The organism is Herbaspirillum sp. ST 5-3 (assembly GCF_004804275.1).
In the GTDB taxonomy this organism is placed as follows: domain Bacteria; phylum Pseudomonadota; class Gammaproteobacteria; order Burkholderiales; family Burkholderiaceae_D; genus Noviherbaspirillum.
The window spans coordinates 297,949-319,998 of record NZ_STGI01000003.1; the positions used below are offsets into that span (position 1 = coordinate 297,949).

A 22,050-nucleotide genomic window follows, 5' to 3' on the forward strand; every position below is an offset into this window, starting at 1 on the left:
AAAAATGGGGAGTATTTTTGTCCGCGTTGATCCGCCAGTTAGCCATATTCAATGCTCAGCCAACATTTCAGGGTAAACCCACCGCCAACTGATGTTGCGTTCTGCTTTGGCGGCCTCGTCGTTCTCTGCCGCTGGCACAACTTCATTCCGGTATGACTTCTCGACAAAGGCCAGATTGGATGATAGGTCTTGGATGTGCATTGGGGTGAGGTTGAAGGTGTACTCATCGCCTGAAAGGTCGAACACATCTGGCGCTTCAATGATGAACTGAAGGCGATAGGAGCCGGGCTTCCAACTGAATGACTGCTTGATGTGTTCATACACGTCACTCATCTCTTGGTTTCGAAGGAACTCTTCCGCATTGAACGCATTGTTCTGACGATGCCAAGAGAGCTTCTTTGCAGCGATGGCGTCAAGAGCGCTCTTGCGTTCGAGGAAGGCGCTACTTTGGAAACGGATCAAGCGTTCTTCTATGTCCTTCTCCGACACCTTCATTGCTAGAACGTTGAGCTCCTTTTCGAATGGCAGTGTACCAACCTGAGGCGCATTGAATTGACCAAGTCGCTGGGTGATGCCTCGCCAGGAAAAGACTGTTTCTTCGCCGGATTCGTGGGTGAGCTTAATGCGCACACCCGTAATGACTATGTCTCGATGCTTCACCGTTAGCGCGAGCCGCAAATTTAGGATTGGGCCCAACGTTGTATAGCCGACCTCAGGCGTTGGCTGCGTGATTATTCGCAGGGCAGGTTTTGTGAGCCATGACCGTACGCCAGAGAAAATCGGGGGTGCCCACGCAAGAGCGCCAATGAGTGCTGTTAGTTCAGTGAGATTCATTGTGCGAGCATAAACGGTGGTTCGGGAAGACGGCTAGATTGACCGGCGCGTAGTGTCGGTGTCGAACCACTTGTTAGCATTGAGTTATAAAAAAATGTAGGCAAATTGCGTTCACTTGACAGAGTCCTTTTCTCGAGTACGCTGGAATCCGAAGCGACTCCACCGTCTGCATGCATGTAATGCTTCTTCGCTCACTTGATCCACCTTCGAGGTGCGAGACAACGGAATTCCGTCAGTATGAAGGTGACCATCTCTGCCAATCCCCCACACTACGATTTTTTCCCCATGGCGAACAAATACGTCACGCCACTTCTTTGAAAAGTCCGGACAATTTCCTGGTGAGGGATCTTTGTCAGAATGAACGCATCGGTTAATGGTCGCTCTTTTTCCATTCACCTTTCCGACTATGTAGCCTTCATCAATCCTTTGCTTGAGCTTAGCGCCAGCCGACCATTCACCACAAATGTGTGTCCCAATTTGAATTAAGTTCAGCTCTTCCCAAAAATCGGGTTGCTCAGAAGCTTCCTCTACATGGACATACCAAGTTCCGGTAAAAGAGTCTCCAGCCAGCGCAACAGAATTTATTACCAAATTTGTGAGGATGATCACCGCTAAGCCGAATCGCTTTTTCATGCTAACTTTTAATTTAGGCAGACAGCACTGTCTGATATGCACGACGGCACGTCAAATAAACGCGCCCCACGATAGCCCGCAGGTCCGCATCATGCCGATGCTTAAAGCAAAATGCCCGGGTTATACGTGCAGATAAAATCTCGTGAAAGACTGACAGCGCTGACAACGCACGCGACAGCAGTCAGTGTAGAAGCTAAATTCCTGACCAGCAACAAATCAGTCCATCGAGTCGAATACGAGAGTTGTCATTACAGACAAAACCCTACCACGCCCTTCTTCCTGGTTCACTTTCTGTTCACCTTGATTTACAGCCCAAGACATCACCGCCCTCCAATCAGCCCCACCCCCATCAACGTGAACCCCTTCAACGGCAACCTCAACGCCACCCCCGCCGCAATCAGCAACATCACCCCCGCCGCACCAAACGCAATCCAGTGCGTCCCGAACCGCTCATATCCCCAGCCCCCCAGCCACGAGCTGATCATCGCGCCGATCTGATGTGCAAGGTACGCCGTCCCGTAGAGGATACCCACCAGCCGCACACCATACACATCCGCAAGGATCGCGGAGGACAGTGCAATGCTCCCAGCCCAGGCGATGCCGCCGATGGTGGCTGCGGCGTACAACTCCCAATGCGCGCCGACCAGCAGCAGCGCAAAGAAGCCGAGGCCGCGAATCAGGTAGATGGCGGCAAGGATGTTCCGGCGCGGCAGGACGTCGGACATGCGGCCGAGGACCATGGTGCTGAAGATGGCGACGAGGCCGATGAGGCCGATGCCGAGCGAGCTGGTCATGGCGTCGAAGCCGTGGTCCATCAGCATGGGCACGCCGTGGGTGCCGAGCAGGTTCATGCTGAAACCGCAGGCGAACAGGCCGAGGCAGATTTTCAGGAAAGGTGCGGTGCGCACGGCTTCGCTGAATCGCAGGGTTTGCGCGGGCGCTGCGGAGGCGGTGCGCGCGACGGCGATCTGCTCGGGGAGCAGGTCGGTGTGCTCGGGCGCGGTGTCGCGGATGATGAACAGTGCGACGGGAACGGTGAGTGCGGTGAAGGCGGCAGCGAAGCCGAGAAGCGTGTTCTGCCAGCCGGCGATCTTGATGGCGAAGGTGAACACCGGCGTCATGATCGCGATGCCGGCCATGGAGCCGGTGGACAGGAAGAACAGGGCCATGCCGCGCCGGCGCGTAAACCAGCGGCTGATGACGGGCGTGAGTGCGACCGGGCTGGTGAAGGCGAGGCCGATCGACATCAGCACGCCGAAGGAGAGCAGGAAGCTGAACGGGCTGCGTGCGTTGACGGTCCAGATGGTGGAGGCGACGACGATGGCGGTGCCGAGCAGGAGCACGAAGCGGGTGCCGTAACGCCCGACCAGGTGCCCGGCCATCGGCATGCCGATGCCGTAGCAGAGCATGCCGATGGCGACGATGCCGGACAACAGGCTGCGGCTGAATCCGAGGTCTTTCGCGATGGGGAGGAAAAAGGGGCCGATGCCCATGCGCATGCCCACCGTGAGCAAGGTCAGCAGGGTCGCGCCCGCCACGATGTTCCATCCGAAATACCAGCTGCCGTTGCGTCGCTCAATCATTTCCACTGCTTCCTCTTGTTCGTGAATCCGTCGGGCGCGCAGCATGATTGCGTGCGCCGCCAGCAGGAGATTGTCCGATATTTCGGAATGTGTTGCTCGGCGGACCATTGGGTGTTTTGCTATGCGGTTTGCATCGATGATGGGACAGAACCGAAAGCCGGATGCCGGAGCAAATACGAGTTCATCACACCATGCAAAATCCGCGATTCGCATTGACCATGAATCACTGCCCTTGATTTCGAACGGAGCTTCCCATGAACGAACAAGGATTAAAAGGCGAACTGGCGCTTGTCACCGGATTGGATTCCAGTGTCGGGCCGGCGAGGGCGATTGCCACGGCGAAGGCTGGAGCCGATGTCATCGCCACTTCTTTCCGTGAACGTGAAGGAGCGGACCATACGGCGCGCCGCCCTCGACGGTGTATTTCGGCCCGAAGGGTGTCCTGCTGACGCTCGATATGAAGTTCAGGAGCGGCGCATCGGGCAGCGAGATCGCGGCGGCGCACGACACGCAGGGATAAATTGGGAATCTGTCGCTTGGTCGACCGGGCGGAATCTAGCCCATCTTGCTCAACACAAAAGCCGTCAGGAATCCGAGCACCGTGATCACCCCGCTGGAGTTATGCGCGGATTCGACGGCTTCCGGAATCATGGTGTCGGCCCGCTTCGTGAGGATGGCGCCGGCGGCAAGGCCCCGCAGCAGCACGAGCAGGGATTGCGACATCGCCTATCGTCCCGAGGAACAGTTGGTGCGCCGCGCAATGTCGGCTTGCGTGCGATGGGCTTTGTGTTGTTGATCGGGAACGGAGCAGGACATACTTTGTTCTAACTTATTGGCGCAGCTTGCGCGGGCGCGCAGAGTGCCGCAAGGCGCATGCCATGCGCGGGAGGATGCCGGCATCGATGTGTACGGCGATGTATGAACGTCCGGAAATCAGTTTGTACAAATACGAATTACACGGTGTTTGTAAATTCTCTCATCACTGCCCATCGCCATGCGCCGAGTCAGGGGCGCATCGTGAAGGCGATGGCATGGCGGTACCGTGCCGCGCTTCCCGCGTTTGGTATGGAATGTGCAAGCTTCGTTATTGCGAAGAAGTGTCGCAGGCATGGCTCATGCGTATACCACGGGGTAGACAGCGAGGACACCTGTGCATTGCGTCTGGTTTTTCTCAACCGAAATTTCTGGGAAAGGAACTATCATGAAAAACTTGAAATACGTCATTCCAATGGCTTTCGCCCTCTTGCTGAGCGCATGCGCACCGACATCCACTTCGCGCTCGACCGGTCAGGCGCTCGACGACGCGTCGATCACGGCGCGCGTCAAGACCCAGATCGCACAGAATGAAAGCTTCGGCAAGGCGATGGCCATCAATGTCGATACCTATCGCGGCGTGGTGTCGCTGAGTGGTTTCGTCGACAATTCGAAGCAGGTGAGCGAGGCGGTTCAGACAGCCAAGCAAGTGGCGGGCGTATCAAAGGTCATCAACAATCTGCAGGTCAAACCGACGTCATCGGGGCGTTGATCGTGCTGATTCCTCTTGAGTGCGCTTGCGGATCCAGCCGGGTCCGCAAGCGCACGGGCTGCATGTTTAACGCCCGCCCCAGGGACGCTGCATCTGCTCGCGCTGCTGAGGGGTGAGAATGCCGTCGATCTTCCGGCGCAGTTCGAGCGAATTCTCAAACATCTGCTTGCGCAGGTCCGCCATCGCGTCGTAGTTCTTGCGCGCCGCTTGCTCGTCGAATTTGCCGTCGCGGTAGACATTGGCGGACTGATAGCCGAGTTCGTGCATCTTCTCCATCAGCTGCCATTGCTTTTGGTGAAAATTCTTGTCGGCGTCGGTCAGCTTGGCGCGCTGGTCGTTGGTCAGGTTCGGGATCGCGTACTCCCAGCCGCCGGGTCCATAGCCCCACATCATGCCGGGACCCATGCCATAGCCGCCCATCATGCCCGGTCCCATGCCGTAGCCGCCACCGTAGCCACCCATCATGCCGGGACCACCACCATAGCCACCCATCATGCCCGGGCCCATGCCGTAACCGCCCATCATGCCCGGTCCCGGACCAGCGGGCTGGGCGGAAGCGGATCCCGCCGCAATCAACAATGCCGTCAATACACTCCACGTACGCTTTGCCATGTTCATCTCCTTGTGTGGCAGATGGATTTCCTCAGGGCTTCATTCGTCATACTCCGCGTGATGCAGAACAGCTGCATTCATTCTGGGCGGAGGGCACCCAGGTTTGATTGATGTGTATCAAATGGCAAGGGATTCGGGGCTCGCCGGCGAGATTGCGTCGAGGTTCAGGAAGCGCAGCGAATCTTCAATGAATCGATGGATTGCGTGAATTTCAATCCCTTGCGCAGTTGCGGTTCGCGCGTGCCCGGTGCAAGTGTCGCGGTCTGATGGCTGAAATGCTCATTTTCATAGACGAGCACGGTCGCCTTCGGTCCGACAATCAGGCTTTCCGTCTTGTGCTTCCAGTACACGCCGCCGGCTGGCGTGTGCAGCGACGGCAGCTCAGTGGGGCCGGCGATGGTGAGGTCGTCGATTCCCTTGTATTCCGGTTCGGGAAAGAGGCGGACCCAGCAACCCTTCGCGAGCGTGGGATCGGTGCGTACTTCGGTGGGTGCGATGATGAACAGCGGCGGGATCACCGGGGTGGACAGATTTTCGTTCTTTACCGTGCCGGCGCTGCCTCCCGCGCCTTGCGCGATAGCGCTCGACATGAACAGGCAAAGCCATAGCGGAAGAAGTGCCGGGCTTGTTGCATGAGCTGATCTGAGCATGATGCCTCCATCAGAAAGGTTGAGGAACGACCTGGTGCATGCGGCCCACCCGTCAGCGCGGCTGGCGCAGCGCCATGCGCAGGACTTGCGCCAGATGCATGGCTTCGCGCCCGGTCGCCTGCGAGATCTGCTCGCGGCAACTGAAGCCGTTGGCGACGAGCAGCGTGTCTTGCGGGGCATTGCGCACCGCAGGCAGCAGTACCCGCTCGCCGCAGGCCATCGAGACATCGACCTTGTCCTCCATGAAGCCGAAGGAACCCGCCATGCCGCAGCAGCCTGAATCGAGCACCTGGAAATCGAGTTCCAGCTTGCGCAGCACGCTTTGCTCGGCATCCATGTGCAGGATCGATTTGTGATGGCAATGGCCGTGCACTACCGCGCTTCGGTGCAGCGCCGGAATGGACGCGTGCAGGTCTTCGCGCTCCAGGAATTCGCTCAGCAGCTTCACCTGTCCGGACAGCCGCATCGCCTGTTCGCTATGCGGGAACAGGTTGGGCAGTTCGTCGCGGAAGACCGACACGCAGGCCGGCTCCAGCCCGACGATGGGCGTGCCGGCGTGGATGTCGTCGGCCAGCGCTTCCATGATGCGCGTGAGGTAGGCCTTGGCGCGGTCGAGCATGCCGAATTCATACAAGGGGCGCCCGCAGCACAGATGCATGCGCGGCAGTTCGACCGTGCAGCCGGCATGTTCCAGCACTTCGACCGCAGCCTGCGCCACGTCAGGATGAAAATAGTTATTGAAGGTGTCCGGCCACAGGATGATTCTGCGGCCGGATGCCGCGGATGTGGCGGGCGTGCGCTGGCGAAACCACTCGGTAAACGGCTGCGCCGCGAAGCGCGTGATGCGCCGTTGCGGCGCGATGCCGACAAGCTTCTTCGCGAGGCCGGCGAAGGGCTCGGTCTGGGTGAAGAAATTCGCCGCGCCCGGCATGTGCGACGCCAGCTTCGCCCAGCGATCGATCAGGCCGAAGGCATAGGCGTGCAGCGGGCGCATCCGGCCGTCGTAATAATGCGCCATGAATTCCGCCTTCCAGGTGGCCATGTCGACATGGACCGGGCATTCGCCCTTGCAGCCCTTGCAGGACAGACAGAGGTCGAGCGCCTCATGCACCGCGGGTTCCTTCCAGCCGCCGTGAATGGCCGATCCCTGCAGCATCTCGAACAGCAGATGCGCGCGGCCCCGCGTCGCATGCTTTTCCTCGCCGGTCGCCATGTAGCTCGGGCACATGGTGCCGCTCTTCTTGCGGCATTCGCCGACGCCCACGCAGCGCAGCACCGCGCGCGGGAAGTTGCCGTTGTCGTCGGCGTAATGGAAATGCACCTTGACCGGCGGCGGGTCGTATTCGGTGCCGAGGCGCAGGTTCTGGTCCGCACGGAAGGCGCCGATGACTTTGCCCGGATTCATCTTCCAGTGCGGATCCCAGATGCTTTTGAACTCGCGGAAGGATTGCATCAATTCGTCGCCGAACATGATGGGCAGCAGCTCGGCTTTCGACTGGCCGTCGCCGTGTTCCCCGGAAATCGAGCCGTGCAGGCTGGTCACCAGGTGCGCCGCTTCATGCAGGAAGGCGCGGAACTTGGCAATCCCGTCCGCGGTCTCGAGATCGAAGTCGATACGCGTGTGCACGCAGCCCTGGCCGAAGTGGCCGTACAGGTCGCACATGTAGCCGTACTTCTCGAACAGGGCGCGCAGCTTGCGCAGGTATTCACCGAGATGCTCGGGCGGCACGGCGGAATCTTCCCAGCCTTCCCAGGTGAGCTTCTGGTTCGGCACATGCGCGGTTGCGCCGAGGCCGGACTCGCGTACTTTCCAGATCTTCTGTTCCACTGGCGGATCGTCGTACAGTTTCATCGTCGGCGGATGCTCGACCTGCTTCAGCGCATCCATCATCCGGCGTGCCTGCGCGTCGGATTCCTCCTTGCTGGCGCCGCCGAACTCCACCAGCAGCCAGCCGCCGCCCTTGGGCAGCAGTTCGACATTCTCCGGATGCAGGTGCACGGCCTTCATGTCGGCAATCAGCCGGTCGTCCATGCCCTCCAGCGCGATCGGCTTGTGTTTCAGGATTTCCGGCACATGGTCGCCGGCTTCGTACACGTCCTTGTAGCCGAGCACCACCAGCGAGCTCACCGCCGGCTTGTCCAGCAGGCGCAGCTTGGCACCGAGTATCACCACGCAGGTGCTTTCCGACCCGACCAGTGCGCGGGCCACATGGAAGCCGTGCTCCGGCAGCAGCGCTTCCAGGTTGTAGCCGGAGACGCGGCGCGGGATCTGCGGAAAGCGTTCGCGAATGGCAGCGGCATAACGGTCTCGCAGTTTCTGCAGCTGCGCGTAGATGTCGCCACGCCGGTCATTGCGGGAAAGGATCTCGCGCAATTGCTCGTCGCTGGTTTCGCCCACGGTCATGCGCGTGCCGTCGTAGGTGACGATGTCGAGCTCGATGACGTTGTGCACCGTCTCGCCGCCCATCACCGAATGCGGCCCGCAGGAATTGTTGCCGATCATGCCGCCCAGCGTATTGTGCGTGTGCGTCGCCGGGTCCGGCGCAAAGGTCAGGCCGAACTTGGCGGCCGCGTCGCGCAAGTCGTCCAGCACGAGGCCGGGCTGCACGGTCGCGGTTTTCGCTTCGCGGTCGATCTCCAGGATCTTGTTCAGGTATTTGGAGAAGTCCATCACCACCGCGACGTTGCAGCACTGGCCGCACAGGCTGGTGCCGCCGCCGCGCGAGAGCACCGGCGCGCCGTATTGATAGCAGAGCCGCACGGTCGTGATGACATCCTCGACGCTGCGCGGAATCACGACGCCGATCGGTACCTGCCGGTAGTTCGATGCGTCGGTCGCGTACAGCGCACGGCTGCCGGCATCGAAGCGAACCTCGCCTTGAATGCTGTGCGCGAGTTCGGCTTCCAGTTGTTGCATGTCGCCGAAACCGGCGGACAGCGGTGGTGCCTTCGATTGTGTATCGACTAAACCGCGGACTAAACCTCGTAACATCGTGCGTCCTGTCTCTTGAATTCGATCCCCAGTCCCGGGCGGCTCAGATCGGGCGTGAGCTTGCCCTTGTCGGGGGTGATCGCGCCGTCGAACAGCATTTGTTCGATGCGCGCATGGTCGTGGAAGTATTCGAGATGTATCGCCGGCCGCGCCGCGCAGCACAGCGGCAGGTGCAAGGCCGGTGCGCAATGGCTCGACAGCGGGACGCCGAAGGCTTCGCACAAGGCGGCCGCGCCGAGAAAGCCGGTGATGCCGGCGCAGCGCGTTGCATCGGCCTGCAGCACATCGACGGCCTGCGCTTCCAGCATGCGGCGGAAGTAGGGCAGGTCATAGCCGTATTCGCCGGCGGTGATCGCCATGCCGCCGGGGCCGCGATCGCGCAGCAGATGCAGGCCGGCGAGATCATCCGACGAAACCGGTTCCTCGAACCAGGTGACGCCGTACTCGGCGAATTGCTGCGCGAATGCCAGTGCCTGCTTGCGGGTGTAGGCGCCGTTGGCATCGACGAAGAGTTGTGTCTCGGTGCCGATCGCCTCGCGCGCCTCGCGCACCCGCGCCAGGTCGCGCTCCGGTTCGCGGCCGATTTTCATCTTCACCATCTGCATGCCGCTCTGCGCCCAGCCGCCAAGCTGTTGCTGCAGGCGCTCGCTGGAATAGCTGGTGAATCCGCCGCTGCCATACACCGGGATCGCGTGCCGTGTGCTGCCCAGCAGCGCCGCCAGCGAGACATTGAGCAGCTTGGCCTTGAGGTCCCAGAGCGCGTTGTCGACGGCCGAAATCGCCATCGAGCTGATGCCCGGCCGGCCCATGTTGCGTATCGTCCGCACCATGTCCTGCCAGCGTGCATTGATCGCCAGCGCATCGCTGCCGTGCAGCAGCGGCGCGAGCTTCTCGCGGATCAGGGTGGCGGTGGCGATACCGGCAAAGGTATAGCCGATACCGCTGGCACCGCCGGCATTAATGTGCACCAGCACCAGTGTGGTCGCGTCCCATTCCAGCGTGCCGTCCGATTCCGGGCCGTCGGTCGGGATGGTGTAGGCTTCGATGCCGACATGCTTGATCGGCACGGGGGATTCTTGCGTAGACATGCTTGGGCGACTCCACTTGGCTCCACTTACTTCCCTGATTTCCCGGGCGGGAACAACCCGTCCCACACTTCCTTGATCGACGCCTGGATGATGCCGAGCGAATCGGGATCGCGATGCCAGAGTGCGGAGAGATAAGCCTTGGTCTGCTCGCTCGAAATATGCGGCGGCAGCGGCGGCACGTCGGGATCGGTCACGACTTCGACCAGCGTCGGCACGCGCGCCGACAAGGCGCGCTCCCAGGCCGGTGCGATGCCTTCCGGCTTGTCGACGCGGATGCCGCCCAGCCCGAGCATGTCGGCGTAGGCGGCGTAGGGGAATGGCGGCAGCACCTGCGATGCGAGGAACTTCGGATCGCCTTCCATCGCGCGCTGCTCCCAGGTCACCTGGTTGAGGTCGCTGTTGTTCAGCACCAGGATGGTCAGATGAGGATCGCTCCAGTCCTTCCACACTTTCGAAATCGTGATCAGGCCGTTGATGCCGTTCATCTGCATCGCGCCGTCGCCCACCATCGCGATCACATGACGATCGGGATGCGCGTACTTGGCCGCGATTGCATAGGGAACGCCTGGTCCCATGGTCGCCAGTCCGCCCGATAGCGACGCCATCATGCCGCGCCGGATCTTGAGGTCGCGCGCGTACCAGTTGGCCGCCGATCCCGAGTCGCAGGTGAGGATGCAGTTGTCGGGCAAGCGCGGCGACAGCTCCCAGAACACGCGCTGCGGATTGATCGGCTTGGCCTCGTTCATGGCGCGGCCTTCGAGCACGCGCCACCAGCGGTCGACGTTCTTTTCAATGTCCTCGCGCCAGCTACGATCCTGTTTGCGTTGCAGATGCGGGATCAGCGCGCGCAAGGTGTCGCGGCTGTCGCCGACCAGGCCGATTTCCATTGGATAGCGCAGGTTGAGCATGCGTCCGTCGATGTCGATCTGCACGCCGCGCGCCTGGCCTTCCCTGGGCAGGAATTCGGAGTAGGGGAAGGAGGAGCCGACCATCAGCAGCGTGTCGCATTCCGTCATCAGGTCCCAGCTCGGCTTGGTGCCGAGCAGGCCGATGGAGCCGGTGACGAAGGGCAGGTCGTCCGGCACCGCGGCCTTGCCGAGCAAGGCCTTGGCGACACCCGCGCCGAGCAGTTCGGCGGTCTGGATGATTTCGTCGGTCGCATCGAGGGCGCCCGCGCCGACCAGCATCGCGACCTTCTTGCCTGCGTTCAGAATGTCCGCGGCAGCAAGCAGGTCGGCCTGGCCCGGCACCGTGCGTCGCCCGGTCATGCCGATGCCCGAGTGCACCGAGCCATGCTCGCGCGGCGGTTTTTCCACTGCCGGCATGTCTTGCAAGTCGCTCGGGAAAATGATGCAGGTGACGGTGCGCTGATCGCGCGCGATGCGCATGGCGCGGTCCACAAGATGCCGCACCTGTTCCGGTACCACCGCCATGTGGACGTACTCATGCGCAACATCCTTGAACAGCGAGAGCAGGTCGACTTCCTGCTGGTAGTCGCCGCCGAGCGCCATGCGCTTTTGCTGGCCGACAATCGCCACTACCGGCTGGTGGTCCATCTTGGCGTCATACAAGCCGTTGAGCAGATGAATCGCGCCCGGCCCCGACGTGGCAAGGCAGACGCCGACCTCGCCGGTGAATTTGGCATGGGCAGTCGCCATGAATGCCGCCATCTCTTCATGGCGTGTTTGCACAAATTCAATGCTTTCCTGGGCACGACCCAAGGCGCCCATGATGCCGTTGATGCCATCGCCGGGATAGCCATAGATGCGCCGCACGCCCCAGGCGGAAAGACGTTGCAGGAGAAAATCTCCGACGGTGGTTTCCATTTGCGCCTCCATGAAGATCGAATCCCGATGAAGCCGCAAACAGCGTGCCAAAACATTTGAGCAAATATAAAGCGGCCTGCGCAGGCGGAACGCGCGTGTGCGAGCCCGCTGCACCGGAAACGATTTCAATGCGGAAAAATCGGCCAGGAACGATTTACCCGGGATCGGTAAAATCTGCAGCCCGCTGCCCGGCTCCACGGCAACGAGGGCATGCAACTTGTCATTGTTCCATTGGTCACATGCATGTCCTCGACAAATTTTCGTCGCGGTAATTTTGAATGTGCCGCGCCTGCGCCATGACCGATTCCGCCTCCCGATACCCTGCGATTGCCGACTATGCAATGATCAGCGATTGTCATTGCGCGGCGCTCATTTCCAAAGACGGCTCGGTCGACTGGTGCTGTATGCCGCGCTTCGATTCGGACAGTTGCTTCGGCCGTCTGCTCGATTGGGACAAGGGCGGTTATTGCGCTATCTGTCCGCAAGGGGATGGAATCGAGACGGGGCGGCGTTATGTGTCCGACACAATGATTCTCGAAACCCATTTTCGAAGCCAGGGCGGCGAGGCGCGTCTGCATGATTTCTTTGCCATGGATGACGATGCGGAAGAGCAGCTGCATCATGAGCATGTGCGTCTGCTGGAGGGCATCTCCGGCTGTCTTGAATTCCGCATCGAAATATCGCCGCGCTTCGACTTCGGCGAAATCGTTCCGCATGTGCGGGATCACGGCGACGGCGTCTATACCGCGATCGGCAGCAACGTCGGCCTCGTGATCCATTGCGACAAGCCGCTCGACGTCATGCGCGACAGCGGACTCGCCGTCACTTTTCGCCTCGGCGCGGACGAACGCGTCCGACTGTCGATCCGTTTCGTCCCTCCCGAGCAGATCGATGAGCGTCCGTCGGTGCTGCAGCCCAACGGCTTCGAGGCCGACAAGGCCTTTGCGCATACCTGCGCATGGTGGCGCAAATGGGGGAGCCGCATTGCGCATCCGAGCGGCCCGGACGCGCAGACGCTGCGCTCGGCCATCGTGTTGAAATCGCTGAGCTTCGAACGCACCGGCGCCATCATTGCGGCGCCGACCACCTCCCTGCCGGAAAGCGCGGGAAAGGAACGCAACTGGGACTATCGGTTCAGCTGGGTGCGGGATTCGGTATTCACGGTGCGCGCGCTCTATGAGCTGGGGTGCGAGCGCGAAGCCGACCGCTTCCTCAAGTTCGTCCAGCGCAGCTCGGCGGGCAGCGCGGCGGAAATGCAGATCATGTACGCGGTCGACGGCAAGCGTCGCCTGACCGAGGTGGAACTCGGCTGGCTGGAAGGCTATCGCGGTTCGCGACCGGTCCGCATCGGCAACTTTGCATCGGAGCAGACACAGCTCGACATCTACGGGGAGATTCTGGCAATGGCCTGGGAGTGGCATGCCAAGGGGCGCGAGATCGATGCGCCGTACTGGAATTTTCTTTCCGACGTGGTCAACATGGTGGCTGTGAAGTGGCAGGAGCGCGATCACGGCATCTGGGAATTCCGCGACGAGCCACGTCACTTCGTGCATTCCAAGGCCATGTGCTGGAGTGCGCTGGATCGCGGCATCCGGCTCGCGCAGGAAAAGCAATTGCCGGCGCCGACAGAGCACTGGGCGGAAGCCCGCGATGCCATCCGTGAGGCCATCGAGCGCGACGGCTACGACCGGCAGCGTGGCGTTTTCATGCAAGCCTTCGGCGACGCATATCTCGATGCGGCCCTGCTCCTGTTGCCGCGCACCGGCTTTGTTGCCTATGACGATCCGCGCATGGTGCGCACCACCGATGCCATCTGCCATGCATTGGACCGGGGCGGCTTGCTGGACCGGTACGACTCGCCGGACGGACTGCCGGGACGCGAAGGCGCGTTCGTGCCTTGCACCTTCTGGCTGGTGCGCTGCCTTGCGTATCAGGGGCGGCAGGAGCGGGCCTGGGAATACTACCGGCGCGCGCTCGGCTGCGCCAATGAACTCGGCCTGTTCTCTGAAGAGTTCGACAAGGAAAGCGGCCAGATGCTGGGGAATTTTCCCCAGGCGCTGACGCATGTGTCGCAGATTACCGCGCGGCTGGCGCTGGAGAAGGCGAAGGCGGTGTAGAAGGGGGGAGTGTTTTTCTTCGGTGCCCCGGTACTGTAGGTTCTTCGTTGTGGCTTGCCGGGTGCGGCCCGGCGGCCGCTTACTTTTCTTGCTTCGCCAAGAAAAGTAAGCAAAAGAAGGCGACCCTACTGCCGCCGCCCGCTGCGCGGGTTCCCAAAAGCGTGTCTGCCAAAACGGGAAGCGAAACAAACTCGCCTTCGGCTCAGACAAGTTTCGCTTCTTGCTCCGTTTTGACAGACACGCTTTTGGCGTCGTCAGAAAGGGAAATGCACACCCCATCCCCACCCCGGCCCTCCCCTTGAAGGGGAGGGAGCGGTTTGCTCACTAGCTGTCTTGCGAAAACGATAAAGAACGGTCCTACTCCCTCCCCTTCAAGGGGAGGGTCGGGGTGGGGATGGTTTGAAAAACGCCCGCTCTGGCTCCGCCGAAGCGCTGCAGGCAAAAGCGGATAAAGAAGCGAAATTTGTTTGAGCACCGAGCGCAGCGAGGGCGAGTTATTTCGCTTCCCGCTTTTACCTGAAGGGCTTCGGGCACCCCGTCAGGGGCGGAGACTTTGCGGTCGCCTTTCTTTGCTTACTTTCTTTGGCGAAGCAAAGAAAGTGAGCGGCTGCCGGGCCGCCCCCGGCAAGTCTCCACGAAGAGCCAACAGCGCCGGGTCACCGAAGAAAGCACTTGCAGTCCACGCAACGCTTGCCGCAACAGGCTAGTGCTTCGGTAGCACTTATTCGCTTCGCCTGTGCTTCTGTAACATCAAGCGCACGAGATCCGGGATGCGTTGCGTGCCCAGCTTGGCCATCATCCGCGCCTTGTGGACTTCGACCGTGCGGCTGCTGATTCCGAGCAGGTCGGCGATTTCGCGGTTGTGACGGCCGGCCACCACCAGTTCCATGACTTCCCGTTCGCGCGCGGTGAGGGTCGCCAGCAGTTGCTGGAACTCGGCCGCCTGACCGTGCACTTCCTGCACGGCGGATTGCCGCCGGAACGCTTCGTCGATGGCCGCCATCAGCTTGTCATTGTCGATCGGCTTCTCCAGGAAATCGATCGCCTGCGAGCGAAAGGCTTCACGCGCCGACTCCACGTCGCCGTGGCCGGTCATGACGATCACGGGCAGAGTGCTGCCCATTTCCAGCAGCCGCTTCTGCAGCGCCAGCCCGTCGATGCCGGGCATGCGGATATCGATGAGGATGCAGCCGCGCCAGTCCGCCCGATACGCCGCGAGGCAGCTTTCCGCATCGGCGAACAAGGTGATTGGGTAGCCTTGCACGCTCAGCAGCAGGCCGAGCGCATCGCGCACCGACTGGTCGTCGTCGACGATGAAGACGGTATATCCGCTAGGTGGCATGATCGCTTCTCTCCCTTTTTCCTTCGACCGGCAGAATCAGTTTGAATATGCCATGGTCGGCCGGTTCCGCCAGCAGATTGCCGCCGTGTGCTTCGGCAATCGCGCGGCTGATGGTCAGCCCCAGCCCGAGGCCGCTTGCCTTCGATGAATGAAATGCTTCGAACAGGTGCGCCGCCAGTTCCGCCGGTACGCCGCTGCCGGAATCCTCGACGCAAATGCAGACCGAGCGCGGATTTTCCAGCCAGGCCGTGATGCGGATGCTGCGCTTGTCTCCCGGCTGCGCGGTGACCGCGTCGAATGCATTGGATAACAGATTGCGCAGGACCACCTCGATCTGCAGCCTGTCCGCCAACAGCGTGCAGGCGGGAACCTCTGCGATACTCAGCGTGACATCCTGCTCCCTCGCGCGCTTCTCGAACGGCTCGCTTGCGGCCGACAGGAGCGCGGCCAGCGGGACGTGTTCAAGCTGCGTGGCGCCGGTGCGGAAGAAATCGCGCAGGCGACGCACCACCTCGGCGGCGCGATGCGACTCCGCGACCATGCGCTGGATGACATCACGCAGGCGTTCGCCGGTATCGCCTTGCGCGAGGAGTTTTTCGCATGCGCCGCCATAGGCGGAGAGGGCGGTCAGGGGCTGATTGATTTCATGCGCAAGGGCGCCCGCCATTTCGCCGGCGGCGGCCAGCCGCAGGGTCTGGCGCAGCTCCGCGCTCATGCGCTGTTTTTCATCAACCACCACGCCGATGAAAAAGCCGAGCAATGCCAGCACCACCGTGAGCGTCTGGATTTCGAGCACGGTCACCGCAGGAAAACCGAGCAGCTGCACGCTGCCGATAATGCCGAGCTGCACCATGGTCGCTCCGAGCACGGCACCGGTCAGGCCGTCCTTTGCAGCCATCCAGACGATGGGCAGGAACAGGACATAGAAGTATTTGTAGTTGGCTTGCGCGCCGATGCCGAATGCCACCCACAGGCTGAGGAGCATGACCAGGAAATACACCGCCATGCGCCGGGTCAGGCAGACCGCGCGCAGTTTGGCGCGTCCGCGCTCGTCCAGCAGCATCCAGAAAATCGGCATCGAGACGATGATGCCGACGCAATCGCCGACCCAGTAGCGCAGCAGCGCACTGCTCCAGGCCTCGGGCGGGATCAGCCGCGTGAAGGACAGCGCGGAGACGAACACGACGCTGTTGAGCAGCGTGCCGAGCGCAATGATGATCACCCACTCGATCAGGCCGTGCAGGTCCGCGAACAGGCTGGTACCCGCCAGCCGTCGCCGCAGCAGCGCCGCGATGGCCCAGTAGCCGCAGGTCAGCAGCGCCGACAGCGCGACCCATAAGGCGAGCGCGGCAGGAAGATGGCGTACCCATGCATCCGCAATCAGGATCGCCACGCCGAGCGCCGCCGCCGCCCTGGGGCCGAAGCGCAGCACATAGGCCAGGCCGAGCGCGGCGGCGGGGCTCCAAGGCGTGATGTTCAGACCGTACAGCGGATGGATATAGCTCACCCAGTCGAGAGCGACGTAGCCCAGGATCAGCACGAGCGAGTCGTGCCAGCCGAAACGCAAAACGGGAAACATGGACGCCACCTGACTGTTCCGTGGTTTCAAATTGTCATTGTGTGCGTACATGGCCGCGTTGGTAATTCGCAAAAGCCCGTAAGGGATTCACTTAGATTGGCTCAAAGAGCAATGGTACCAGTGCTCGTCGCAGGGATTTCGATAGTGGTTTGCCGTACGTGCCCGCCCCAATTTTCAAGGGCAGGCTGCGCGCCTAAGATGAAAGTCATCGCAACCCGTTCCGCATATCAGGCCATGACATCGCTCGCGTCGAATTCCATTGAAGTGATCGCGGCGGTCATCTTTGCCGTCGCGGTCCTGCACACTTTCTCGACCAGGATTTTTTCGCAACTGGCGGTCCTGCAACCGGGCCATGCCGGGCTCTGGCATTTGCTGGGGGAGGTGGAGGTCGTATTCGGACTCTGGGCGCTCGTCCTGATGGTGATCATGTTTGCCATCACGGGCAAGGATGAAACCGTCCACTATCTCGACGGGCGCAACTATACCGAGCCGATGTTTGTGTTCGTCATCATGGTCATCGCGGCCAGCAAACCAATCCTGCAAGCCGTGCTGGCGCTGGTCCGGAAGCTGGCCCATGCGATTCCGATTCCCGACGCGTTGGCCGTTTATTTCCTGTGCCTCTCGCTGGTTCCCATGCTCGGCTCCTTCATCACCGAGCCGGCGGCGATGACACTCGCAGCGATACTGCTGCGGAACAGTTTCTTTACCAATCATCTGAGCGCCCGCCTGCAATATGCAAGCCTGGGCGTGCTGTTCGTCAACGTCTCGATCGGCGGTACCCTCACGTCGTTTGCGGCGCCGCCGGTGCTGATGGTTGCCGCGACATGGGGCTGGGATACGCCGTTCATGCTGGCGCATTTCGGCTGGAAGGCGGCCATCGCGGTGCTTGTGAACGCTGCCGCGGTGACCTGGTTCTTCCGCAAGGAGATCGTGGAGAAGGGGCCGGCTGCCGTGAAAGCGGAGGCGCCGGGCAGCGTGCCGCCGTTCGTTGTCGGGGTGCACATGGTCTTCCTGGCGGCGGTGGTCGCCTTCGCCCATCATCCGGTCATCTTCATGGGCATGTTCCTGTTCTTCCTGGGCTTCACGCATGCCTACCAGCGTCATCAGGACAAGCTGATCCTGCGCGAAGGCCTCATGGTGGCGTTCTTTCTCGCGGGGCTCGTGACCCTTGGCGGACTCCAGCAGTGGTGGCTGGAAGCGACCCTCGCGCAGGTCGATTCGACATCGCTTTACTACATCGCCACGACCTTGACTGCCGTGACTGACAACGCGGCCCTGACTTACCTCGGTTCGCTGGTGGAGGGCGTCACTCCCGAATTCCAGTACGCGCTCGTTGCGGGGGCGGTGACGGGCGGCGGGCTGACGGTGATTGCCAATGCGCCGAATCCGGCCGGCTTCTCGATTCTGAAAGGCTACTTCCGTGATGAAGCGATCAGCCCGGGCGGTTTGTTCGCCGCAGCGGCCCTGCCGACCTGCGTCGCCATTCTTGCCTTTCAGCTTCTCTAATGGAGGCCGCGATGAGTGACATGACCAATATGAACGATTCCAACCGTACCGGCGGGGCGCCTCTTCACCTGCTGATTCCGATGGACGCGACTGAACGTTCGCGCTGGCCCATCCGTTATGCATTGCAGCAGCATCGCGTCGGCACGCCGGTGCGCGTGTCGCTCCTGTTTGTCGCCGTTCCCCCGGATGAATGGCGCATCCTGCGCTACAAGAGCGAGGACGATCTGCTCCGGTTCCAGTCGGCGCGCGGCAAGTTGCTGATGGACGATGCCGCGATCGACTTGCAGAAAGCCGGCATCGAGGTCGAATATCTGATGCGCGAAGGCGATGTGGCTTTTAATATCCTTGACATGGCCGAGCAGTGCGGCTGCGATGCCATCGTGATGCCGGTTCCGTATCCGCGCCTCGTCAAACTCTTGTCGGTGGATGTGGCGCGCGAGGTGCTGCGCCGGCAGCGCTCGGTTCCCGTGATCAGCGTGGGCTCGGATGGTGTTCCGGTGGCGATGTGAGCCGTCTTCCTATCCGTGCTCCCGTCCCCGACGTTCGCGCGGGCGATAGTGCTCTTGCAGGTATTGCGCCAGCCACGCGTGGATCTCTCGCGGCATCGCGACGCCGTCGACCGGTTCTCCCGAGTCCAGCATGCGCGTGCCTTCTCCGTAGCTGACCGAGGCGGCCACCGGCATCGCGCGCTGCTCCTGCAGCCGCCACATGACGAACACCTTCGGCTCCGGCGCAGCCCAGTTTTCGAAGTAGCCGTCGTCTTCATCCGGGTAGATGTCGAGATGCAGGCCCGACACGAGGTAGGACTCGCCGTCTTCGCTACGGCCGAGCGGGGTGACAGGCGCCAGGCCGCCGGGATCGGGTACGACGCCAACAGCCGACCATGCGTCGCCTGCCCATTTGTGGCGTATGTTACGGCGCTGCATGACCACGGCGATCGGCATTCGGGCCATTCGCATTATTGGTTGTCTCCTCTATAGGCGATAGGTCTTACTTGATCTTGTCCGGCGGCCCCTGTTTTTCCGGTTGCTTGACATCGGTGCTGGGCGCCGCGGTGCCGAGCTTTTCGCTGCGCACCGGGACCACCGCTTCCGCCGCGGCCGAAGGCGGATGCGTCTTGCCGCCGCCGGCGCGCCAGCGTGCGGCGATCTTGTCCATGGTCGCGTCCAGCGCTTCCTTTTCCTTGGCCGCCTGTGCTGCCGCCTGCTCCTTTTTGGCGGCCGCGGCCTGTTGCTGCTCCGGTGTCGGCGGCGGCAACTTGGCGGCGGCGCCGACGGAGAACAATCCTGCCAGCAGGATCGCCGCCGTCAGCGACCTTGGTTTTCGCTTGTGCATGGCTCTGTCCTTTCGACTACTTCGGAGCCGGCGCGGCTTTCGTGCCGGCTGCCCCTTGCGTGGTGCCGCCCATGGCGGATCCGCTCGTCGTGCCGCCCGCGCCTTCGGGAATGCCCGGCGTGCCGCTGACATTGCCGCTCGGCGTCGCCGCCTGGCCGCGCTTGCCTTCGTCGCCGCCGGCCTTCGCACTGGCCCCTGCGCTGCTGGCGCGCGCCATGATCTCGCCGCTGGTGCCGCCGCCCGAGGTGACGCCGCCGGGGAAATGGGTCTGCCTGACATCGGCGCTGGCGGGCGAGGTGTCGCTCTTGTTGCAGCCGGCCAGCGCACTCGTCAGCGCGACGGAAAGTCCGAGAAGAATGGCGCTTCTGCTGTCCATGGTGTTGTTCCTTCCTCAGCTTCCGGGGCGCGGCGTGGTGCCGGGGGGAATCGGACGGCCGGGCGTGACGGTACGGCGGCTGTCCGCCTGCACTTCGTCGTACCAGAGTTCGTGGTGCGTCCTCGCCCATTCCTCGTCGACCGTGCCGTAGCGCATGGCCTCATAGGCGCCGGGTGTTCCCAGCGTGCCGAGATAGATATGTCCCATCGCGGCGATGATGTACAAGGTGGCGCCGGCAAGGTGGAAATAATTGGACATCTGCAGCAGATAACGGGTGAAGCCGGTATTCGCGCCGGTATTGATGAAGTAGGGGAAGTCCAGCATCAACCCGGTCAGCGACATGACGAGACCGAGCAGCGTCACTCCGCCCCAGAACCACAGCTTTTCGCCGGGATTGAAATAGCCGGTCGGTACATGTTCGTGGCTGGCCATGCCGCCGGCCTTGCGGATCCAGATCCAGTCGCCGCGAACGAAGCGGTTCTTGCGCACGAAGTTGAAGAACAGGATGATCGAGCAGGCAATGAACAGCGGTCCGACGAAGTTGTGCAGATACTTCGAGATGACGGCAAACCACGAGAACACTTCATGGCCCATCCATGGCAGCAGCACCTTCTTGCCGAACAGGACGATCAGGCCGGTGATGGCCATCGTCAGGAAAGCGATTGCCGTCGTCCAATGGATCAGCCGATCCCAATCCGAAAAGCGCTGGATCTTGCGTCCCGTTGCCGGATGTTCGAGGCGTGCCGGGCCGAAGGCGCGATAGAAGCCGAAGAGCAGCAGCGGCACGACCAGGACCAGCACGCCGAAGATGGTGGCGAAGCTTCCGTTGCGCAGGACGCGCCAGGTGTTGCCGCCGCGCTGGAGGATCACATCCTGTTCCGGCATGAAGCCGGGCGGAATGATGTAGTGCCGGTCGAAATGCTCGCGCCCCGACGCCGCGTCGCCGTAGCCGGGTTCCGGCAAGCCTTTTTCAACCTGCAGGATGGTCTGCTCCTCCGCATAGGCGGGATGCGCACTGTCGTTGGGAACCGCCGCGTGCGCTGTAAGGGGAAACCATGCCAGCAGCAAGACCAGCAACGCGGCCAGCAACATGGCAGGCCAAAGGCGCGGTCGGATAGGGGCGAGAAGCATGTCTACCTCCGGTCGTTGGTCCGGTTGTATTCGTTCTGGCGCAGATTGCGATTGGAAATCGCCGCATACCACGCCAGCCGGTCATTGTGGAAATTGGCCTGCGGCGGCAGGTTGTCCGCCTTGCCGTCGTACTTGCCGTCGATCCAGGTCGGGTGCTGCTCGACTTCCAGGCAGCCCGTCAGCAGCAGCGGCATCATCAGCACCATTGGCGCCATCAGAAATCGCGAGTTTTTCATGTCGGCAGCTTTCGTGGATTGTTCTGGAAATCGTTCAGGTCCTGGTTGGGGCGCGGTCCGCTGCCCTTGGCCTTGATCTCGCCGCCCTTGGACGGTTGGTAGGCAATGTCCCAGCCCCACAGCTCCGGCCCGTAGCCCCGGGTTTCGACGCGCGCTTCGTAGATCCTGGCGATGGTGTTGGCGTCGCCGGCCAGCAAGGCCTTGGTGCCGCATTGCTCGGCGCAGGCGGGCAGTTTGCCTTCGCTGATGCGGTTGCGTCCGTATTTCTGGAATTCGGCTTCGGTATTGTCCGGTTCCGGTCCGCCCGCGCAGTAGGTGCATTTGTCCATCTTGCCGCGATGATTGAAGGCGCCGGTCTCCGGAAATTGTGGCGCGCCGAACGGGCAGGCGAAATAGCAGTAGCCGCAGCCGATGCACATGTCCTTGTCGTGCAGCACGATGCCATCCTCGGTATGGTAGAAGCAGTCCACCGGGCAGACCGCCATGCAGGGCGCATCGGTGCAGTGCATGCACGCGACCGAAATGTAATGTTCGCCCGGCACGCCATCGTTGATGGTCACGACGCGGCGGCGATTGACGCCCCACGGCGTCTCATTCTCGTTCTTGCAGGCGGTGACGCAGCCGTTGCAATCGATGCAGCGCTCCGTATCGCAAATGAACTTCATTCTGGCGGCCATGCGAGTCT

Annotated in this window: 21 protein-coding genes; 4 read left to right on the plus strand and 17 right to left on the minus strand. The window is 61.7% G+C overall.

Annotation, left to right across the window (positions count from 1 at the left end):
* Nucleotides 1–48: 48 nt before the first annotated feature.
* The 4 genes from E6W33_RS08325 to E6W33_RS26975 form a co-directional block, all read right to left on the minus strand.
* Nucleotides 49–660 carry a hypothetical protein gene (locus E6W33_RS08325; RefSeq protein ID WP_136416332.1) on the minus strand — a complete coding sequence of 204 codons (612 nt, stop codon included), beginning with the start codon at nucleotides 658–660 and terminating at the stop codon, nucleotides 49–51.
* Between the two features lie 285 nt (nucleotides 661–945).
* The gene (locus tag E6W33_RS08330) at nucleotides 946–1,467 is read right to left on the minus strand and encodes a hypothetical protein (protein WP_136416334.1); all 522 of its coding nucleotides are present in this window, start codon (nucleotides 1,465–1,467) and stop codon (nucleotides 946–948) included.
* Between the two features lie 320 nt (nucleotides 1,468–1,787).
* A complete protein-coding gene (locus E6W33_RS08335; RefSeq protein WP_136416779.1) occupies nucleotides 1,788–3,050 on the minus strand; it encodes an MFS transporter in 1,263 nt (420 codons plus the stop codon).
* Between the two features lie 555 nt (nucleotides 3,051–3,605).
* Complete coding sequence (locus E6W33_RS26975; protein WP_168798571.1) at nucleotides 3,606–3,773, minus strand: hypothetical protein; 168 nt, start codon at nucleotides 3,771–3,773, stop codon at nucleotides 3,606–3,608.
* 478 nt (nucleotides 3,774–4,251) lie between these two features.
* Between E6W33_RS26975 and E6W33_RS08340 the strand changes: the two genes are divergently transcribed.
* Nucleotides 4,252–4,575, plus strand: coding sequence for a BON domain-containing protein (locus tag E6W33_RS08340; protein WP_136416336.1), 324 nt, complete (start codon nucleotides 4,252–4,254; stop codon nucleotides 4,573–4,575).
* A 66-nt stretch (nucleotides 4,576–4,641) separates the two neighbouring features.
* On the opposite strand, the gene E6W33_RS26980 is transcribed toward E6W33_RS08340, so the two are convergent.
* From E6W33_RS26980 to E6W33_RS08365, 5 genes are all read right to left on the minus strand, one after another.
* Complete coding sequence (locus E6W33_RS26980; RefSeq protein WP_168798559.1) at nucleotides 4,642–5,187, minus strand: Spy/CpxP family protein refolding chaperone; 546 nt, start codon at nucleotides 5,185–5,187, stop codon at nucleotides 4,642–4,644.
* A gap of 164 nt (nucleotides 5,188–5,351) precedes the next feature.
* A complete protein-coding gene (locus E6W33_RS08350; RefSeq protein ID WP_136416338.1) occupies nucleotides 5,352–5,837 on the minus strand; it encodes a hypothetical protein in 486 nt (161 codons plus the stop codon).
* Nucleotides 5,838–5,889: 52 nt separating this feature from the next.
* Nucleotides 5,890–8,829 carry an FAD-binding and (Fe-S)-binding domain-containing protein gene (locus tag E6W33_RS08355; RefSeq protein ID WP_136416340.1) on the minus strand — a complete coding sequence of 980 codons (2,940 nt, stop codon included), beginning with the start codon at nucleotides 8,827–8,829 and terminating at the stop codon, nucleotides 5,890–5,892.
* Entirely contained in the window at nucleotides 8,814–9,917 is a 1,104-nt protein-coding gene (locus E6W33_RS08360; RefSeq protein WP_136416341.1) for an enolase C-terminal domain-like protein, read from the minus strand. Before E6W33_RS08360 ends, E6W33_RS08355 begins: the two co-directional genes overlap by 16 nt.
* A gap of 26 nt (nucleotides 9,918–9,943) precedes the next feature.
* The gene (locus E6W33_RS08365; RefSeq protein ID WP_136416343.1) at nucleotides 9,944–11,743 is read right to left on the minus strand and encodes a thiamine pyrophosphate-requiring protein; all 1,800 of its coding nucleotides are present in this window, start codon (nucleotides 11,741–11,743) and stop codon (nucleotides 9,944–9,946) included.
* A 296-nt stretch (nucleotides 11,744–12,039) separates the two neighbouring features.
* On the opposite strand from E6W33_RS08365, the gene E6W33_RS08370 reads away from it, so the two are divergent.
* Nucleotides 12,040–13,860, plus strand: coding sequence for a glycoside hydrolase family 15 protein (locus E6W33_RS08370; RefSeq protein ID WP_136416345.1), 1,821 nt, complete (start codon nucleotides 12,040–12,042; stop codon nucleotides 13,858–13,860).
* Between the two features lie 721 nt (nucleotides 13,861–14,581).
* On the opposite strand, the gene E6W33_RS08375 is transcribed toward E6W33_RS08370, so the two are convergent.
* The gene (locus tag E6W33_RS08375) at nucleotides 14,582–15,202 is read right to left on the minus strand and encodes a sigma-70 family RNA polymerase sigma factor (RefSeq protein WP_136416347.1); all 621 of its coding nucleotides are present in this window, start codon (nucleotides 15,200–15,202) and stop codon (nucleotides 14,582–14,584) included.
* Nucleotides 15,192–16,781, minus strand: a complete 1,590-nt coding sequence (locus E6W33_RS08380) for an ATP-binding protein (RefSeq protein WP_136416349.1) — start codon at nucleotides 16,779–16,781, stop codon at nucleotides 15,192–15,194. Before E6W33_RS08380 ends, E6W33_RS08375 begins: the two co-directional genes overlap by 11 nt.
* Nucleotides 16,782–16,979: 198 nt before the next feature.
* Between E6W33_RS08380 and E6W33_RS08385 the strand changes: the two genes are divergently transcribed.
* Entirely contained in the window at nucleotides 16,980–18,287 is a 1,308-nt protein-coding gene (locus E6W33_RS08385) for a putative Na+/H+ antiporter (protein ID WP_247869576.1), read from the plus strand.
* An 11-nt stretch (nucleotides 18,288–18,298) separates the two neighbouring features.
* Complete coding sequence (locus E6W33_RS08390) at nucleotides 18,299–18,796, plus strand: universal stress protein (protein ID WP_168798572.1); 498 nt, start codon at nucleotides 18,299–18,301, stop codon at nucleotides 18,794–18,796.
* 9 nt (nucleotides 18,797–18,805) lie between these two features.
* On the opposite strand, the gene E6W33_RS08395 is transcribed toward E6W33_RS08390, so the two are convergent.
* Genes E6W33_RS08395 through fdh3B form a run of 6 tightly spaced genes read right to left on the minus strand, consistent with a single transcriptional unit; the run spans nucleotide 18,806 to nucleotide 22,042 of the window.
* Nucleotides 18,806–19,246, minus strand: coding sequence for a DUF3305 domain-containing protein (locus E6W33_RS08395; protein ID WP_136416353.1), 441 nt, complete (start codon nucleotides 19,244–19,246; stop codon nucleotides 18,806–18,808).
* 31 nt (nucleotides 19,247–19,277) lie between these two features.
* Nucleotides 19,278–19,622, minus strand: coding sequence for a hypothetical protein (locus E6W33_RS08400; RefSeq protein ID WP_136416355.1), 345 nt, complete (start codon nucleotides 19,620–19,622; stop codon nucleotides 19,278–19,280).
* A gap of 16 nt (nucleotides 19,623–19,638) precedes the next feature.
* Nucleotides 19,639–19,998, minus strand: a complete 360-nt coding sequence (locus E6W33_RS08405) for a hypothetical protein (protein WP_136416357.1) — start codon at nucleotides 19,996–19,998, stop codon at nucleotides 19,639–19,641.
* A gap of 15 nt (nucleotides 19,999–20,013) precedes the next feature.
* The gene (locus E6W33_RS08410; RefSeq protein ID WP_247869577.1) at nucleotides 20,014–21,129 is read right to left on the minus strand and encodes a formate dehydrogenase subunit gamma; all 1,116 of its coding nucleotides are present in this window, start codon (nucleotides 21,127–21,129) and stop codon (nucleotides 20,014–20,016) included.
* A 2-nt stretch (nucleotides 21,130–21,131) separates the two neighbouring features.
* Nucleotides 21,132–21,365 carry a hypothetical protein gene (locus E6W33_RS08415; RefSeq protein ID WP_136416359.1) on the minus strand — a complete coding sequence of 78 codons (234 nt, stop codon included), beginning with the start codon at nucleotides 21,363–21,365 and terminating at the stop codon, nucleotides 21,132–21,134.
* Entirely contained in the window at nucleotides 21,362–22,042 is a 681-nt protein-coding gene (gene fdh3B, locus E6W33_RS08420) for a formate dehydrogenase FDH3 subunit beta (protein WP_136416361.1), read from the minus strand. Before fdh3B ends, E6W33_RS08415 begins: the two co-directional genes overlap by 4 nt.
* Between the last annotated feature and the right edge of the window lie 8 nt (nucleotides 22,043–22,050).

What these genes read in the sequence shown, in the direction of transcription:
- E6W33_RS08330 (WP_136416334.1), bottom strand. Translation starts at nt 1,467, where the DNA reads ATGAAAAAGCGATTCGGCTTAGCGGTGATCATCCTCACAAATTTGGTA.
- E6W33_RS08335 (WP_136416779.1), bottom strand. Translation starts at nt 3,050, where the DNA reads ATGATTGAGCGACGCAACGGCAGCTGGTATTTCGGATGGAACATCGTG.
- E6W33_RS26975 (WP_168798571.1), bottom strand. Translation starts at nt 3,773, where the DNA reads ATGTCGCAATCCCTGCTCGTGCTGCTGCGGGGCCTTGCCGCCGGCGCC.
- E6W33_RS08340 (WP_136416336.1), top strand. Translation starts at nt 4,252, where the DNA reads ATGAAAAACTTGAAATACGTCATTCCAATGGCTTTCGCCCTCTTGCTG.
- E6W33_RS26980 (WP_168798559.1), bottom strand. Translation starts at nt 5,187, where the DNA reads ATGGCAAAGCGTACGTGGAGTGTATTGACGGCATTGTTGATTGCGGCG.
- E6W33_RS08350 (WP_136416338.1), bottom strand. Translation starts at nt 5,837, where the DNA reads ATGCTCAGATCAGCTCATGCAACAAGCCCGGCACTTCTTCCGCTATGG.
- E6W33_RS08355 (WP_136416340.1), bottom strand. Translation starts at nt 8,829, where the DNA reads ATGTTACGAGGTTTAGTCCGCGGTTTAGTCGATACACAATCGAAGGCA.
- E6W33_RS08360 (WP_136416341.1), bottom strand. Translation starts at nt 9,917, where the DNA reads ATGTCTACGCAAGAATCCCCCGTGCCGATCAAGCATGTCGGCATCGAA.
- E6W33_RS08365 (WP_136416343.1), bottom strand. Translation starts at nt 11,743, where the DNA reads ATGGAAACCACCGTCGGAGATTTTCTCCTGCAACGTCTTTCCGCCTGG.
- E6W33_RS08370 (WP_136416345.1), top strand. Translation starts at nt 12,040, where the DNA reads ATGACCGATTCCGCCTCCCGATACCCTGCGATTGCCGACTATGCAATG.
- E6W33_RS08375 (WP_136416347.1), bottom strand. Translation starts at nt 15,202, where the DNA reads ATGCCACCTAGCGGATATACCGTCTTCATCGTCGACGACGACCAGTCG.
- E6W33_RS08380 (WP_136416349.1), bottom strand. Translation starts at nt 16,781, where the DNA reads ATGTTTCCCGTTTTGCGTTTCGGCTGGCACGACTCGCTCGTGCTGATC.
- E6W33_RS08385 (WP_247869576.1), top strand. Translation starts at nt 16,980, where the DNA reads ATGAAAGTCATCGCAACCCGTTCCGCATATCAGGCCATGACATCGCTC.
- E6W33_RS08390 (WP_168798572.1), top strand. Translation starts at nt 18,299, where the DNA reads ATGAGTGACATGACCAATATGAACGATTCCAACCGTACCGGCGGGGCG.
- E6W33_RS08395 (WP_136416353.1), bottom strand. Translation starts at nt 19,246, where the DNA reads ATGCGAATGGCCCGAATGCCGATCGCCGTGGTCATGCAGCGCCGTAAC.
- E6W33_RS08400 (WP_136416355.1), bottom strand. Translation starts at nt 19,622, where the DNA reads ATGCACAAGCGAAAACCAAGGTCGCTGACGGCGGCGATCCTGCTGGCA.
- E6W33_RS08405 (WP_136416357.1), bottom strand. Translation starts at nt 19,998, where the DNA reads ATGGACAGCAGAAGCGCCATTCTTCTCGGACTTTCCGTCGCGCTGACG.
- E6W33_RS08410 (WP_247869577.1), bottom strand. Translation starts at nt 21,129, where the DNA reads ATGCTTCTCGCCCCTATCCGACCGCGCCTTTGGCCTGCCATGTTGCTG.
- E6W33_RS08415 (WP_136416359.1), bottom strand. Translation starts at nt 21,365, where the DNA reads ATGAAAAACTCGCGATTTCTGATGGCGCCAATGGTGCTGATGATGCCG.
- fdh3B (WP_136416361.1), bottom strand. Translation starts at nt 22,042, where the DNA reads ATGGCCGCCAGAATGAAGTTCATTTGCGATACGGAGCGCTGCATCGAT.